9 protein-coding genes are annotated in these 16,280 nt (G+C 36.2%); 5 read left to right on the forward strand and 4 right to left on the reverse strand.

Annotated elements, in window-relative coordinates; genetic code table 11:
• Positions 1 to 220 precede the first annotated feature (220 nt).
• From YQ22_RS01985 to YQ22_RS02000, 4 genes are read right to left on the reverse strand one after another with little or no spacing between them, the layout of a single operon-like run.
• Positions 221 to 3,700, reverse strand: coding sequence for a VCBS repeat-containing protein (locus YQ22_RS01985; protein ID WP_071339872.1), 3,480 nt, complete (start codon positions 3,698 to 3,700; stop codon positions 221 to 223).
• Positions 3,701 to 3,706: 6 nt separating this feature from the next.
• A complete protein-coding gene (locus YQ22_RS01990) occupies positions 3,707 to 5,227 on the reverse strand; it encodes a sulfatase-like hydrolase/transferase (protein ID WP_071339873.1) in 1,521 nt (506 codons plus the stop codon).
• The gene (locus tag YQ22_RS01995; protein ID WP_071339874.1) at positions 5,224 to 7,044 is read right to left on the reverse strand and encodes an arylsulfatase; all 1,821 of its coding nucleotides are present in this window, start codon (positions 7,042 to 7,044) and stop codon (positions 5,224 to 5,226) included. Before YQ22_RS01995 ends, YQ22_RS01990 begins: the two co-directional genes overlap by 4 nt.
• Before the next feature lie 13 nt (positions 7,045 to 7,057).
• Entirely contained in the window at positions 7,058 to 11,257 is a 4,200-nt protein-coding gene (locus YQ22_RS02000) for a hybrid sensor histidine kinase/response regulator transcription factor (protein WP_232231289.1), read from the reverse strand.
• Between the two features lie 263 nt (positions 11,258 to 11,520).
• On the opposite strand from YQ22_RS02000, the gene YQ22_RS02005 reads away from it, so the two are divergent.
• The 5 genes from YQ22_RS02005 (at position 11,521) to YQ22_RS02025 (ending at position 16,280) form a co-directional block, all read left to right on the forward strand.
• The gene (locus tag YQ22_RS02005; protein WP_071339876.1) at positions 11,521 to 12,390 is read left to right on the forward strand and encodes an AraC family transcriptional regulator; all 870 of its coding nucleotides are present in this window, start codon (positions 11,521 to 11,523) and stop codon (positions 12,388 to 12,390) included.
• An 87-nt stretch (positions 12,391 to 12,477) separates the two neighbouring features.
• Positions 12,478 to 13,800: an L-fuconate dehydratase gene (locus tag YQ22_RS02010; RefSeq protein WP_071339877.1), complete on the forward strand. Its 1,323-nt coding sequence runs from the start codon at positions 12,478 to 12,480 to the stop codon at positions 13,798 to 13,800.
• Positions 13,801 to 13,811: 11 nt separating this feature from the next.
• Positions 13,812 to 14,585 (forward strand): SDR family NAD(P)-dependent oxidoreductase, encoded by a 774-nt coding sequence (locus YQ22_RS02015; protein WP_058105517.1) that lies wholly within the window; start codon positions 13,812 to 13,814, stop codon positions 14,583 to 14,585.
• A 10-nt stretch (positions 14,586 to 14,595) separates the two neighbouring features.
• Positions 14,596 to 15,453, forward strand: a complete 858-nt coding sequence (locus tag YQ22_RS02020) for a fumarylacetoacetate hydrolase family protein (protein ID WP_071339878.1) — start codon at positions 14,596 to 14,598, stop codon at positions 15,451 to 15,453.
• Positions 15,450 to 16,280 carry an amidohydrolase family protein gene (locus YQ22_RS02025; RefSeq protein WP_071339879.1) on the forward strand — a complete coding sequence of 277 codons (831 nt, stop codon included), beginning with the start codon at positions 15,450 to 15,452 and terminating at the stop codon, positions 16,278 to 16,280. Before YQ22_RS02020 ends, YQ22_RS02025 begins: the two co-directional genes overlap by 4 nt.

Below are 16,280 nucleotides of genomic sequence, written 5' to 3' on the forward strand. Positions count from 1 at the left end.
TTACTTTACTAATTGATTTGTAGCACTTAATTCTCTAATAAATCATTATATAACAATATTATCATTCATCATTAAATACGTCTTCTTTGCAAGACCAATCGTTTTCTGAATATCTTTCAATGTGAGTCTGAAAGCATGTCAACCATACACTCTAAAAACAGGTTATTAGACATTTCTAAATATTGAGTAGCTGTTTACTTTACTTATGGTGTATTCACTATTATTTAAAATCAACAGTGTGAATTGCATCTGATTTTAAAATATACTGTGCTGGTTGTGACAGGTAGCCACTACCCCAATATTTTTCTACTTTTCTAATTTTTCCATTCTGCAACTCTAGGACAGCCTTAGTAGTGCCTTTTGGCCAAGAAATTATTGAATCTATCTTAGCATTCTGATATTTAAATCCTTTAGTTCCTCCATTATTTACCGTAACCACAAATTGGGGTTGCTGATCACTATTTTGATACTGAACTAAACTTTTGGTGTCACCGGGCGCGTAAAAACCACTTTCCCTATAAGGTAATTCCCTAAAACCTCCTTTGCCATCACCTAACAGAACCAATCCATTACCACCATCTATATACCCAGAAATCACCTCTGTATGATATAGATTACCTACCGCTAACAAATCTAAATTTCCATCAAAATTAACATCGGCAACTTGCATACCCTGTACTACAGAAAATTGAGCAACCAACGGCAGTAGAATAGGTTCTAACTTTCCATTTCCTGTATTTTCCAGATACATTGAGGCAAATTCGTTAGCTTCCAAAATTTGCATAGATGTAGTGTCTAACACCCGCAATAAATCTTGAGTGCTAGATTCTGCAAATTCCTTATAACTTCTAAACACCCCTTTTACACTATTTAACTGTGTAGCCAATAAATTTCTAGGTGCTATACTTACTTCCTTATCACGGATAAATCTTGTAGCTATGGCATCAACACTGCCATTACTATCAAAATCATTCGCATAAATACGTAGCGGTTTTTCCTTGGTGACTTTGTAAGCATGGTTGTTGCCCAGGTTACCTACGACATAGTCGGTATCGCCATCATTATCGAAATCGCCCCCAACGATACTATTCCACCAACCTTTTGCTGAATCAATGGAAGGTGAAATTGCAGTTTGAATTAATTTTCCATCTTTCTTTTTAAAAAATGTAATAGACATAAACTCACCTACCACTAACAAATCCATTTCAGCATCATTATCTACATCAGAAAAAATTGCTGAGGTAACCATACCGATTTCCGATAGTTCTGGCGCCCATTGTAAGGTTACATCTGTAAATGTACCCGCATCATTACGTAGTAAATAACTTTTTGGGGCAATTGGAAAACTCCCTGGAGTAACCCTACCACCTACAAACAAATCCAAATCACCATCCCTATCAAAATCAGTGGCCACTGCACAAGAACCACTTGCCAAGATTGGTGGTAATGCATCGGGGTTATATTTAAAATTGCCCTTTCCATCATTTAAGTATAATCTGTCTTGATAATGACCTTTATCAAAGTATTTTACCGCACTGCCTCCACTTACTATATAAAGATCCATGTCGCCATCTGTATCGGCATCAAAGAACAATGCTCCTCCATCTTCATAAATAGGCTGTTCGGCTAAAGGCTTAGCGATGAAAGTACCATCATTTTGTTGAAACAATAATTGTCCTGAATTATACCGGCTACCACCAATAAAAATATCGTCTAAACCGTCTCCGTTACAATCCGCAACGGCAGTTGAAGGGCCATTATAATCGAACTGATGTAAAAGTAGGGGCTCATGGATAAAATCGTTTCCCTTGTTTTCTACGTGGGTATGGTTTAACATGAAAGATGTCAATAAGGTAGAACCCATATTTTTTTCTTTTGCGTTAACCAATTCTATTGTTGATGAATCAATGCGATAAATAGTATCTAAACGTTCCGGAGAAAATTCACCTGAAATTCCATCTGGCCATGTAATAGATACTTTTTGCAACTCTTTATTCTTTGACAAGCCAAAATGTAATTTTTGCTGAGAACTAGACATGTATCCCTTAACCGGATTTTTTTCTTGATACGCCACTGTACCATCTTTAAAATGCAATCCTACCTGTGCACCATATGCATTCTTATTATTTTCTTTACCTATTACGTCTAATTGTAGGTAATGGTTATTATTTGAATTGTTACGATATAAAAATGCAGGGGCATTGATGTTATTAACCACCAAATCCAAATCCCCATCATTGTCAAAATCGGCATAGGCTGCACCGTTACTTAAAGAAGCCTTGTCAAAGCCCCAATCTTTCACTTTATTTTCAAATTTTAATTCGCCCTCATTTTTAAACATGTAGTTGGGCAAGTATATACTATCTAAGTCTAAAATTCGCTTCACAACCTTTGCTTCGCGCATTTTACCCGTTCCCTTTTGAAAAATATGTTGCTGACTAGAATAATCTTGAAAATCATGGTCGGTTATATTTCTTCTGAAACCATTCGTAATATATAAATCTTTAGATCCATCATTATCAAAATCCGCTGCCAAGGGAGCCCAACTCCAATCGGTTTCATGCAAACCTGCAAAGCGACCAACTTCGCTATATATTGGCTTACCATCAGTACCCTCACCTCTGTTCAATTGCAACACATTACGAATAAACTGTGGCTGAAATCCTTTTTTTATAGTTTCTTTAAAGTGTTGTGGATTCATGTTTGCCGTCATGGTTTTTTGGCGCTCATTTGACTCGGGAAGCATATCCAAAACAAAAATATCAAGCAATCCATTATTCGTAAAATCAGCCATTTCTATTCCCATACTATTACGGGCGGTATGACTAAAATAAGATGACAATTGATCTGAAAACGTACCATCTTGATTGTTAATGTACAATAAATCATTAGCTAAAAAATCATTGGCTACATAAATATCGGGCCATCCATCTTTATTGATGTCGGAAACGGCTACTCCAAGGCCATATCCTTCTGTTAAAATACCTGCACTTGCCGATACATTTTTAAAAACGGGATGACCGTTTGGACCAATACCTTCATTTCTATATAATTTATCAGTACTGGGTCCCGACCCATCTTTTAATGTATAAAGCTTTTCTACTTGATCTGTATTCTCCTTGGCATGTGTTAACAAGTATAGATCCAAGTCACCATCCTTATCATAATCTAAAAAGGCCGCTTGCGTAGAAAAACCACTGTCGGCAATGCCATAATCAGCTGCTTGCTCAGTAAAGGTTGCATCCCCATTGTTAACATACAGCTTGTTTTTTCTTTTGTTTTCAGTGGTGAATCCACCAACGGAAACATAAATATCTAACCATCCATCTTGATTAATGTCAACAATAGAAACTCCATTGTCCCACGAATCGCCGGTAATACCGGCCACTTCTGTAATATCTTCAAAAACAAACCCCCCTTTATTCAAATAGAGCTTGGAGGGTACCAGGTTACCCGAAAAGAAAATATCTTCCAAGCCATCATTATTAAAATCTCCTACCCCAACACCTGCACCAATGTATAAATAAGGAAATGAGAAATAATGCATTTCTTCTGTCTCCCAAATCTTATTATTGAAATCTATATTAGATTGCTTTTCAGATATCAACGTAAATCGTTTCTCCTCTACCTTTCCTTTACAAGCCAATAATAATACTGCCAGTAGAACTATGCACCCATATCTCCAATTAAACTTCAACATCTAGCGTTATATTTTTGATTTAAACTTGGCGTAAGTGGCTGATAAATCTAACGAATCTTTCATTTTCATTTGTAACTGTTGCAATTCTCCAAAAAGCTCTTCCACCTTTGCTTTATATTCTGCTTTGGTTGCTAAATCCTTCATTTCATCTGGGTCATCTTCCATGTCAAAAAGTAATAGTTTGTTCAACTTTGGGTATACCAACAATTTAAATCCATCTTTTCTGATCATTCGCTGCGAATTAACATATGACCCATAAATTGATGGGTAATTACTACTTTTCTGTGTGCCCTTAACCAGTGGTAATATGCTATTAAAGAACACCTTTTCTTTTGCTGGCGCCCCTGCTAAATCTAGCGCAGTGGCCATAGCATCTTGAATATAGATGTCAGTATTTACCTTTTTGTCTTTAGGTATATCCGGTCCGTAAATAATAAAAGGTGCACGTATACTATGATCGAACAAACTTTGCTTGCCTATTAGCCCATGTTTGCCTATTGCCAAACCGTGATCGGCAGTAAAAACTATATACGTATTCTTGGGATCTAAAGTTTCTTCTACTTTTTTCCAAATTTCCCCAAGTTGTTGGTCTAAATGCGTAATTAATGCATAATATTCTTGAATGTGTTTTTTGGTGGCATAGGCTGTTCTTGGAAATGGGGCTAAAGCCTCATCTCTCAATTGGTAATCATTATCTATACCTACTCTATCTGGGTAAACTTCTTGCCAATTTTTTGGAAGCGAAATTTGCTCTAAAGGATACATGTCCAAAAATTCTTGAGGTGCTTGCCTAGGGTCGTGTGGCGCATTAAAAGCCAAATACATAAAAACAGGCTTCACTCGGTCTTTGGTCTCATCTAAAAACGCAACTGCATCGTTTTTAACGACCTCGCTCCAATGTGTACCGCCCTCCCAATAACCACCATGTGTTGGGTCTGCAGGATTCCACAAGGTATCCTTTTCATCCTTTGGTCTATTGTATCCCAAAGGCATCACCGTTGCCGGATTGATATCTTTAGGCAACTCTGCAAAAGTTTTTACCATAGCAGCATGGTCCCACCGATCTTTGGGCATACCTGGTCTTTCATTTTTTACATAGTCAAATACTTTCTGAGTCTTGGCGGTAACATGCCATTTGCCTCCCATATAGGTTTCGTAACCCGCAGCTTTCATATATTGCCCCCAAGTATGTTCCAAGTCTTGGTCTTTCTTCCAGGCTTCATACTTCTTTTGTGCATCCCAAACACTTAAGCCAGATATTATCATTGATCTTGAAGCTACACATACAGCACCATTCCAAGCGCCCATATTGTAAGCGTTTGTAAACGTGGTCCCCGTTGTGACCAAACGATCCAAATTCGGCGTTTTTATTTCTGCATTGCCCAAAGCATTTATAGCATCATATGTATAATCATCTGCAAACAAGAAAATGAAATTTGGTTTATCTTTCTTCTGTGTTTTCTCTTGTTCTTTACATGCAATAAAACAACTTATGACCCCTAATAAGATAAGTAAACGCTTTTTCATATTTTGGTAATATTTACATAATATGCTGGGAATTCTGATGTATCTGGAGTAATAAAACTGGCAGCCAACCTATACGTTCCGTTCTCTAAGCTACCGGTAACGGAAATATGACTTTCCGATGCTTTTCCGTCTTGCTTAAAAACAAGGTCATTTAATTGAATTTGACCACCCACTACCTTTATCCCTTTACCTTTTGCTAGTCCGTTCCAATTGGGTTTAGAGGCTATTTCTTCTACAGTGTCGTTTATAGCGAAGTTAGATTCTGGTGGATATCGGTACAAATCGAATTGATAGTTTCCCGGTTCTGTAATTTCTATTAAATAATATCCCTCTGGCTGTTGCTCACCCTTCCGTATCAAATCTTGATTCCACGGTATTGGATCCTCTGAATGTAAATCATGAATGGTAAGCAACACGTTTTCGTTGTTTGGCGTGTTTAAAGGATTGCTTGAATAATGCATATCTTGTTCAGTACTTTTCCACCAATCTTCATAAAACGCTTGCATATTCTTTACTCGCTCTGGAAATTTGGAACTCAAGTCTTCTACCTGACCAAAATCGGTATCCATGTTGTAAAGCTCGTTGCCGTTAACCAATCGCCACTCCCCTTGCATGACACAACTATTTCTATATTTTACCGGCCATTGTAAACGTTGGGTGTCTACAACCAACATTCGGTCTTCTAGTTTTTTATTTGGATAAAACACTTGAGAAACATCGGTACCATCCAATTCATTTTTTGGAGTAAAGTCAATGCCGCAGAGTTTGGCTAGCGTAGGTAATATATCTACATGAGATACTAGATCATTACTCTGTTCTAAATGATCGGCAGTTATATTTCCTTTTGGCCAATGGATTAAAAACGGCACTCTATGACCGCCATCATAAGGACTACTTTTTGTTCCTTTTAAATTCGCATTATAACCTGTAACCGCCCCATTCTTTTTACCGATACCGGCCGCCGTACCATTATCTGTGGTAAATATTACAATCGTATTTTCTAATTTCCCTGAAGATTCTAGATATTCCATTAGCTTACCAATATTGTCATCTATATTGCTGATCATTCCATAAAACCGTTTTTGGGTATCATTTAGATCAGCATCTGCATACATATCTAAATATTCTTGAGGAACGTTAAACGGACCATGAGGTGCGTTTAAAGCTACATATGCAAAAAAGGGAGTGTTCTTCTGATCTTCAATATATTCTATACTTTCATTAAACCAAACATCTGTACAATACCCCTCGAACTTTTCTGGTTTGCCATTTCTAAAATAGGTGTCATTAAAATAATCGTTGTTCCAATAATCTGGCGTTTGCCCTATACCTCCACCGCCATGATACAGAGCATCTTTAAAGCCCCTATCTTGTGGTCTATACGGATAATTATCGCCTAAATGCCATTTACCGAACATGGCTGTATTATAGCCATCCTTTTGAAAAACTTCTGAGATGGTTTGTTCTTCTCTGTTCAATATAGAGCAGCCACCAATGGTATGCCATGTATTGCTTCTATTACTATTGCGACCTGTGAGCAAACCAGCTCTAGATGGTGTACAGGTTGTACCAACGTGAAAGTTTGTTAACTCGGTAGACTTTGCTGCCAAAGCATCGATATGTGGCGTTTTAATGATGGGGTTACCATGAAAACCGACATCACCATAACCTTGATCATCACTCATTATAAAAAGAACATTCGGTTTTTCAAATGAATGTTCTGTAAGCTGATTTTTAGTACTATTATCTTTACAAGAACTTAGAGAACATGCTAAAACACAAATAAGTGCAACAACGTAATTAATGGTTTTATTCATTGGTTTTATCCTATTAATCTTGTTCTACCTTTGTTTTTTTAATGTATTCGCTTGGTACCACTCCAAATTCTTTTTTAAAGCATTTAGAAAAATAGGATGCCGTATTGAACCCAGTTCTGAACATTATTTCCTTCACCGAAAAATCGCTGTTATCCAGTAATTGAATGGCCCTTTTTAAACGAATATTTCTTATAAATTCACTTGATGACAAACCGGTAAGCTCTTTGAACTTTAAGTATAGATTACTTCTACTATGCCCCATTTCCTTTACCAACATCTCTACATTAAAATCAGTATTCATCATATGTTTCTCTACCGTTTCAACCGCTTGCTGCAAAAACTTTTCATCTAATGAGGTTACGGTAACTTCTTTGGGCTGTAACGTAATTTCTTTCTTAAATCTTTTACGCAACTCTTCCCTATCTTTAAGAATATTGGCTACTTTAAGCTCTAATACCTGTACATTGAACGGTTTCTTTAAATAGGCATCTGCTCCGTGTGACAAACCTTCTATCTCACTCTCTTGCGAAGTCTTGGCAGTCAACATTATTACCGGTATATGACTGGTGATATTGGTTGTTTTTATCATTTCACAGAACTCAATACCGCCCATTACCGGCATAACTACATCCGTGATTATAATATTGGGCAACACTTTTTTAGCTATCTCCATTCCCCGTTCACCATTATTGGCTTCAAAGACGGTGTAGGTTTTACCCATGACCTGTTTTATGAACTGTATGATATCTGGATTGTCATCTACAATAAGCAATACGGGGTTTTTAGATCTAACCTTAGATAAATTGTAATCTTCTAGTTCATCATTCAAATCTATTGCCAAGGACTCGGCCTCAGAAGATCTTACCAAATAATCATTATCCGTTATTTCTTTACAGCTGATATCTTCCGCATTTTCGTATGCTTGTTTATCTGTTGGTAAGGTCACTATAAAACAAGACCCTCCACCTTCATTATTTTCAACGGAAATACTGCCCAAGTGTAACTCTACCAAACTTTTGGTAAACGCAAGACCTATACCAACACCTTTGGAGTTTACTTTTTCGTTCTCTTTCTCCGTATAATACTTCTCAAAAATGATATTCTTCTTAACATCTGAAATACCCAGTCCGTTATCCTTTACTTTAATGATAACATTTTCTTTTTCTGTAGGTCCATTTTTGTTAACATCGATTTCTACTATAATCTCACCACCCTCAGGGGTAAATTTGAAGGCGTTGGACAGAAGATTGTTTATCACCTTTTCCAATGCATTATGATCGAACCAAGTTTTAAAATGTTCTTGACTTGAGACAATGTTGAACTTGACCGATTTTTTAAATGCCAATAACTGAAAGGGCTCCGCTACTTCCTTTATAAAAAATACAATATCCGTATGCCTAACAACAAGTGACATCTTACCTTGGTTGATCTTTCTAAAATCTAACAATTGGTTCACCAACCTTAAAAGGTAATTGGTGTTCTTATGCATTAATTGATATTGCTCTTTCAGATTAGACGCCCCAATTTCTTCCTTACTGCTTAACAAATACTCCAAAGGAGCTTTGATCAAAGTAAGCGGGGTCTTGAACTCGTGCGAAATATTGGTGAAAAAATCAAGCTTTAAGGTTTGTAGTTCGTCGTTTTTCTCTTTCTCCAAATGTTCCAGTTCCAGTTGATGTTTTTTGGTATTACTAATTATGGTAAACCTCCATAAACCGGCCAAAAGAAGCAATAGTAAAAGGCCATAAATAATATATGCCACCGTAGTTCTGTAAATAGGCGGTCTAACAGTCAATTGTAAGGTGTACGGTGTATTATCCCAAAGACCATCGTTATTGGATGATTTTACCTTTAAGGTATAATTACCAGGTTCAATGTTAGTATAAGTAGCAAACCTTTTGTCCGAACTTGCATATACCCAATCATTATCAAAACCTTCTAACTTATATGCGTATTGGTTCTTTCTTGGTGCAGAAAAATGTAAGGAAGAAAATTCAAATGAAAAGCTATTCTCGCTATAATCTAAAGTAATATCCTTTACCTCGGATATATTTTCTTCTAATAAAACCCTACCGTTTATTTCTTCGCCTACAGCTACCTCTTCGTTGAAAATAGATAGTTTGGTAACTACCGTTTCCGGTGCTGTGTTGTTATCATTTATTTCCCTTGGATAAAATGCGTTAAAACCGTTGATGCCGCCAAAAACCAATTCACCGTCTTTTCTTTTTAAAGAGGCCAATTCTTGAAACTCACTATCCTGCAAGCCGTCCGAAACATCAAAATTCTTAAAGATTTCTTCTTCAGTATCAAACATGGACAGTCCTTTATTGGTAGAAACCCATAAATGACCTTGTTCATCCTCTAGAATTGCCTTTATTACATTATTAGGCAAACCCTGGGCTATACTATAGTTCTTGAACGTCGCTTCTTCACCATTTTCCCCTGGTATAAGTTTATTTAATCCTCCACCAAATGTACCTATCCAAAGCTCTCCTTTTCTATTTTCAAAAAGTGATAAAATATAATTGTGGCTTAATGAATTTGGATCATCTTCATCTTTTTTGTAATTTTTGAATTTTGGGTGCTCTTTATATTTTTCGGTAATAGTTAGCTGACTAAGTCCATCTCCCGTTGCAATCCAAATATTTCCTTTACTATCCTCATAAACATTTCTTACAATATTGTTGGCCAAGGAGTTAACATCATTGGTATTTTCCTTAAAATTTTGCTTTGAATAATTTCCATCCACGTCTTTAATCCATCGGTATAAACCGCCTGAATAGGTACCTATCCATAAATTATCTTGCGAATCGTTCAAAAGACTGAATACACTTCTGTGAATACCTTCTAGTCTTGTAATTTTAGGAGTTTTATCTTTAGGATTAGTAATATCTATTTTAAATAGGTACGGATGATTTTGACCGCCCTCCAAAAGAAATTTTCTATTTTTTATGGAAATCTCTTCAAGGGCAAAAACTTTTCTCAATTCATTAGTTGAAGTAAAGGCGGCGTATTTCTCTTTACCCGAATTACCTTTATTTAAACCACCACCCTCTGTACCTACCCAAAATGTACCATTACTATCTTCAAAGATCGATCTTATTTTGTCATAGCTTAGGCTGTTCTCTTTTAAATTGCGTTTTACATGTTTAAACTTTTTTCTGTTAGGATCAAACTTGTTTACTCCGCCACCATTGGTACCTACCCATAAAATACCTGTTCTATCTATGAACAAAGAAGTAATAATATTTTTACTAATGCTATTTTTATCTTCTGGTTTATAGCTGAAGGTTTTTATTAACCGGGGTTGCTTTAAGCTAGAAGAATTATCAAAGTATAACAGCCCATTATCAGTTCCGGCCCAAATGTGGTTCATATCATCAAAAGCCAAAGACGTAAAGTTTCCTTCTCTGATTTTTATAAATTTTTGGTCCTTATCATTATTTTGTACAAACAACCCCTGCCCTGTACCAACAATATATTTGTTATATCTGTCTTGTGCTATTACACCTACCGATTCTGTACCAAAACCGATTTCATCACTAATTAGTTTAAAATAGGATTTGCCACCAGCATCAAGTTTTAGCTGATATATTCCTAAATGACCGCCCAAAAGTATCTCGCCATCAGAATTTTCATATATAGAATTGATCACACTACCATCTTGTCGCTCATCGGTATCTTTGATAACAAACTTGAACTTTTCAAACTTTATACTATCCATAGATGCCGAGAGGTCAACCATGTTGACATCTTCTTTAGTGGCTATCCACAGTCTATTTTTGCTATCAATATATAGACGTGTTATATAATTATTAGAAATACTATGATCGTCTTCTTTATTATATTTAAACTGCCTAAAAGTTTCTTTCTTTTTATCATAATAAAATAGACCATCACCGGTACTACCAATCCACAGATTTCCATTATCATCACCAGTCATGGCGTAAATAAGGTTACTATTTATGTTCGTGCTTTTTTGATCAGGTTTAAAAACGGAGAAAGAATATCCATCATATCTATTTAATCCATCGTGTGTACCAAACCACATGAAGCCATAGGAATCTTGATATATACAATTCACATCACTTTGCGAAAGACCATCATCTGTACCAATATGATCAAAATAGAAGTTTTCCTGTGCCTCAACTATAAAAGAAAAGAACAACCCAAAAATCGCCAAAAGTGGCTTTGTTATTCTTACTTGTTTCAAACATATTTTTCTACAGACCTTAAGCATAAATGTATGTTTATAAAAAGGTATTTTCGGGAGAATATTCATGAACAATAAAAGTGATAAAGTTTAGTATAATACCATGAACTAAATGATTTCATATGTAGAAGATATGGTTTTATTTGTCTTTTTCCTCTTCAAAATTCAATAAAACCCTATTCCTCTATATAATATAAGCATTACAAATCATATATTTTTTATACATCTTAAAATAGTTCGTATTTTGTAATAAATTACATGATATGAAACTTCATCTGCTAGATCGTTCTAGTGTTGCCAATACCTCCATTACTGTATCTCAAAATAATTACAAGAACTTTTTGAAGGTGTGGCATTTTCATGAAGAGCTAGAATTGGTTTATATTATTAAAAGTACCGGTACTAGATTTGTTGGAGATAGCATAGAAAAATTTGAAGCCGGTGAGGTTGTTTTAATAGGTAAGAACGTTCCGCATATGTGGTTAAATGACGAGGTATATTTTGAAAAAAACTCCACACTTACCGCACAAGCAGTTTCCGTTCATTTTAAAGATAACTTCGTTGGTCAAGAATTTTTATCCCTGCCAGAATTGCAACCTGTTGCTCAATTATTGAAGAAAGCGGCACAGGGAATAAAATTCAACCATATTAAGGATAACATAAAAAATGAATTAATAAATCTACATAGTCTTGAACCTGCACTTAAAATTACGAGAATAATTGAATTATTATGCAAATTAGAGCAACAGCAAAACTATACGCTTTTATCAAGTAATGGTTTTATAAATACATTTCATAAATCAGAAAATAAAAGGTTGAATATTATTTATGAATATGTATATCAAAATTTTCATACCCAAATAAGCTCTAAAGACGTAGCTCTGTTGGTTAACATGAACGCATCATCCTTCAGTAGATTTTTTAAGACAATTCACAGAAAACCGTTTACCAGATTCTTGAATGAAATTAGAATTGGCTTTGCTTGCAAAATGCTACTTGAAAACAAAGAGAGTATTACATCAATTGCATATGCGTGTGGATTTGGAAACATTTCTAATTTTAATCGTCAGTTCAAAATCATAAAAGATGAATCTCCTTCTTCATTTTTAAGCCAACATCGAAAACATTTTTAAGCTGAATGCAAAAAAAGTATCAGATTTGGTATTTTATGTGGTGGTTTTAGGTCATCTGTCCCCCTATTTTTGAATAAAACAAAATCAATGTCAAATTCAATTATAATTACTGACGTCATCTCAAGGGACATTCGCTTTCCTACAAGTAAGTCTTTAGACGGATCAGACGCCATGAATCCTGATCCAGATTATAGTGCTGCATACGTTATTTTAAAGACTAATGCACCTGATGGCCATGAAGGTCACGGATTAACCTTTACTATAGGTAGAGGTAATGAACTTTGCACCCAGGCCATAACATCTCTTTCTCATTTAGTCATTGGTAAATCTTTGGAAAGCTTTACCTCGAATATGGGCGCTTTTTGGAAAATGATTACCGGTGACAGCCAATTGAGATGGTTGGGTCCTGAAAAAGGGGTTATTCACTTAGCCACTGGCGCTATTGTAAATGCCGTTTGGGATCTATATGCCAAGGTAGAGAAGAAACCGCTTTGGAAATTATTGGCAGATATGACTCCCGCTGAATTGGTCTCATGTATAGATTTCACTTACATTACAGATGCCATAACTCCTAAAGAAGCTCTTGAACTTTTAAGTAAAAATGAAGCTACCAAACAAGAACGTATTGCTTATCTGAAGGATAAAGGCTACCCTGCATATACTACATCGGCAGGTTGGTTAGGGTATTCCGATGATAAAATGAGACGTCTTTGCAAAGAAGCTAAGGAGAGTGGCTTTAAGCATATGAAAATCAAAGTTGGTTCTGACCTAAAGGATGATATGAGACGTGCCGCAATTATTCGTGAAGAAATTGGAGACGATCTAAAACTCATGATGGATGCCAACCAAAAATGGGATGTTGACGAAGCGATCACCAACATGGAATCGCTTAAAAAATTCAACCCGTGGTGGATTGAAGAACCAACTAGTCCCGATGATATTTTAGGTCATGCTAAAATTGCCAAAGCAGTTAAACCCATTGAAGTTGCAACAGGTGAACATTGTCAAAATAGGGTAATCTTTAAGCAACTAATGCAGGCCGGTGCCATTGGCATATGCCAAATTGATAGCTGTAGGGTTGGTGGCGTAAACGAAATTTTGGCCATATTGTTAATGGCCGCTAAATTCAACATCCCTGTTTGCCCGCATGCAGGTGGTGTAGGGCTTTGTGAGTACGTTCAACACCTATCCATGATAGACTTTATAGCTATAAGCGGTAGTATGGAAAATAGAATTATAGAATTTGTTGATCATTTGCACGAACATTTTTATGACCCTGTGGTTATTAAGGACGGAGCATACATGCCCCCAAAACTACCAGGCTATAGTATTACTATGAAAGAAGAGTCATTGGACACCTATACTTTTCCTGATGGGGCATTTTGGAAAGAAGAATTACCTAACAAATAAACGATAGAAACATGAAGTTTAACCTAAAAGGTAAAAACGCTATAATAACCGGCGGTGGTAGTGGTATTGGTCAAGCAATTTCTACAACTTTTGCTGCGCAAGGAGCCAACGTTCATATTTTGGAATTAAATGCAGACCATGCCCAAAACACTGTAAACTTAATTAAAGAACAAGGTGGATCAGCTACAGCATATAACTGCAATGTTGTTGATCAAAAGCAGGTAGTTGAGGTAATCAATGAAATTGCTTCAAAACATGATATTCATATTTTAATTAATAATGCAGGTATAGCCCATGTAGGTAATATTGAAAAAACTGCCGAAACAGATTTAGATCGCGTTTATGATGTCAATGTTAAAGGCCCGTATAACTGTATGTATGCTCTTATTCCCACTATGAAGAAACATGGGGGAGTCATCATTAATATGGCATCTATAGCTTCTAGCGTAGGTTTAAATGACCGTTTTGCCTATTCTATGAGCAAAGGAGCCATATTGACCATGACCTATTCCATAGCCAAAGATTATATTAAAGACGGTATTCGTTGCAATTGTATTTCACCGGCTAGAATACACACTCCTTTTGTTGACGGGTTCATTAAAGCCAATTACCCGGGACAAGAAGAAGAAATGTTCAAAAACCTTTCTGCCACACAGCCAATTGGCAGAATGGGCAAACCTCAAGAAGTTGCTGACCTAGCCCTATACCTTTGTTCAGACGAAGCTTCTTTTATAACTGGAACGGATTTCCCTATTGACGGGGGATTCATAAAACTTAACGGATAAATTATATACAATGAAATTAATACGATTTGGAATACCTGAAAATGAGAAACCGGGAGTAATTCTTGATAATGGCGATTGGATAGATACTTCAGGTTTTGGTGAAGATTATGATGAACTGTTTTTTGAGAACGACGGTTTAGCCCGACTTACATCTTGGGTTGATGAAAAAGCTAATGATTTACCTAAAATAGATAAGAGTACTAGGTTGGGACCTCCCCTAAAAAAACCTTCTAAAATTGTTTGCGTTGGGTTGAACTATGCCAAACATGCAGCAGAAAGTGGCATGAAAGTACCTACCGAACCTGTATTGTTCTTTAAGGCAACTTCTGCTATCGTAGGACCCAATGATGATGTCATCATCCCAAAGAATAGTAAGAAGACCGACTGGGAGGTAGAGCTTGCCGTAGTTATTGGTAAAAAAGCAAGCTATGTTGAAGAAGCCGATGCCATAGACTATGTAGCGGGTTACACATTGCATAATGATTATAGCGAAAGGGAGTTTCAATTAGAAAAAGAAGGGCAATGGGTAAAAGGTAAAAGTTGTGATACTTTTGCCCCTATAGGTCCGTTTTTAGCTACCAAAGAAGAAGTTAGCGATCCACACAATTTAGACCTATGGTTAAAGGTCAATGGAGAACTATTACAAAACAGTAATACCGAAGATTTAGTTTTCAATGTTCCAGAATTGGTTAGTTACATTAGCCAATACATGACCCTATTACCGGGTGATATCATATCTACAGGTACTCCTTTTGGTGTAGGTTTGGGTTTTAATCCGCCAAGATATTTAAACCCAGGTGATGTGGTTGAATTAGGTATTGAAAAATTAGGAAGCTCTAAACAAGTTGCCAAGGCATATACAAAATGATCATAGACAGCCATCAACATTTTTGGAAGTATGACCCGGTTAGAGATAGTTGGATCGATAGCACTATGAAAATCATACAATGTGATTTTTTACCTAGTGATTTAAAACCAATACTTACTGAAAACAATGTTGATGGTTGTATTGCCGTACAAGCGGATCAATCTGAAAACGAGACTGCCTTCTTATTAAACTTGGCTGCAGAAAACAATGTAATAAAAGGTGTAGTTGGCTGGGTAGACTTATGTGATAGTAATGTGCAAAAACGCTTGGAACATTTTGTCCAAAACAAACTTTTTAAAGGTGTGCGCCATATTCTACAAGCTGAAAAGGAAGACTTTATTTTAGATCAAGCCTTTATGAACGGCATTGGTGAATTAGCGGCCTTAAATCTAACCTACGATCTTTTGGTGTTCCCCAATCAATTAAAGAACAGCACTCAATTGGTTTCAAAATTTTCAAATCAAAAATTTGTTGTTGACCATATTGCCAAACCACCTATTAAATCTGGTGAAATAAATGATTGGAAAGCCGCTATTACAACACTTGCCAAAAACCCAAATGTATATTGTAAACTATCGGGCCTAAGTACCGAAGCAAATTGGAGCAGTTGGAAAACTTCCGATTTCACTCCGTATATCGATGTTGTATTTGAGGCATTTGGCACAAACCGCATAATGTTCGGTTCAGATTGGCCTGTTTGCCTATTGGCGGGTAGTTATGCCAAAAACAAAGACATTATCACGTCTTACATCCAGCAACTATCGCTTACAGAGCAAGCACAAATTATGGGATTGAACGCTATGGATTTTTACAACTTAAACGCATAA

The organism is Maribacter sp. 1_2014MBL_MicDiv, assembly GCF_001865655.1.
GTDB classification, from domain to species: domain Bacteria; phylum Bacteroidota; class Bacteroidia; order Flavobacteriales; family Flavobacteriaceae; genus Maribacter; species Maribacter dokdonensis.

Excerpts from the sequence above, each read along its gene's own strand:
- YQ22_RS01985 (WP_071339872.1), bottom strand. The coding sequence starts at position 3,700 with ATGTTGAAGTTTAATTGGAGATATGGGTGCATAGTTCTACTGGCAGTA.
- YQ22_RS01990 (WP_071339873.1), bottom strand. The coding sequence starts at position 5,227 with ATGAAAAAGCGTTTACTTATCTTATTAGGGGTCATAAGTTGTTTTATT.
- YQ22_RS01995 (WP_071339874.1), bottom strand. The coding sequence starts at position 7,044 with ATGAATAAAACCATTAATTACGTTGTTGCACTTATTTGTGTTTTAGCA.
- YQ22_RS02005 (WP_071339876.1), top strand. The coding sequence starts at position 11,521 with ATGAAACTTCATCTGCTAGATCGTTCTAGTGTTGCCAATACCTCCATT.
- YQ22_RS02010 (WP_071339877.1), top strand. The coding sequence starts at position 12,478 with ATGTCAAATTCAATTATAATTACTGACGTCATCTCAAGGGACATTCGC.
- YQ22_RS02015 (WP_058105517.1), top strand. The coding sequence starts at position 13,812 with ATGAAGTTTAACCTAAAAGGTAAAAACGCTATAATAACCGGCGGTGGT.
- YQ22_RS02020 (WP_071339878.1), top strand. The coding sequence starts at position 14,596 with ATGAAATTAATACGATTTGGAATACCTGAAAATGAGAAACCGGGAGTA.
- YQ22_RS02025 (WP_071339879.1), top strand. The coding sequence starts at position 15,450 with ATGATCATAGACAGCCATCAACATTTTTGGAAGTATGACCCGGTTAGA.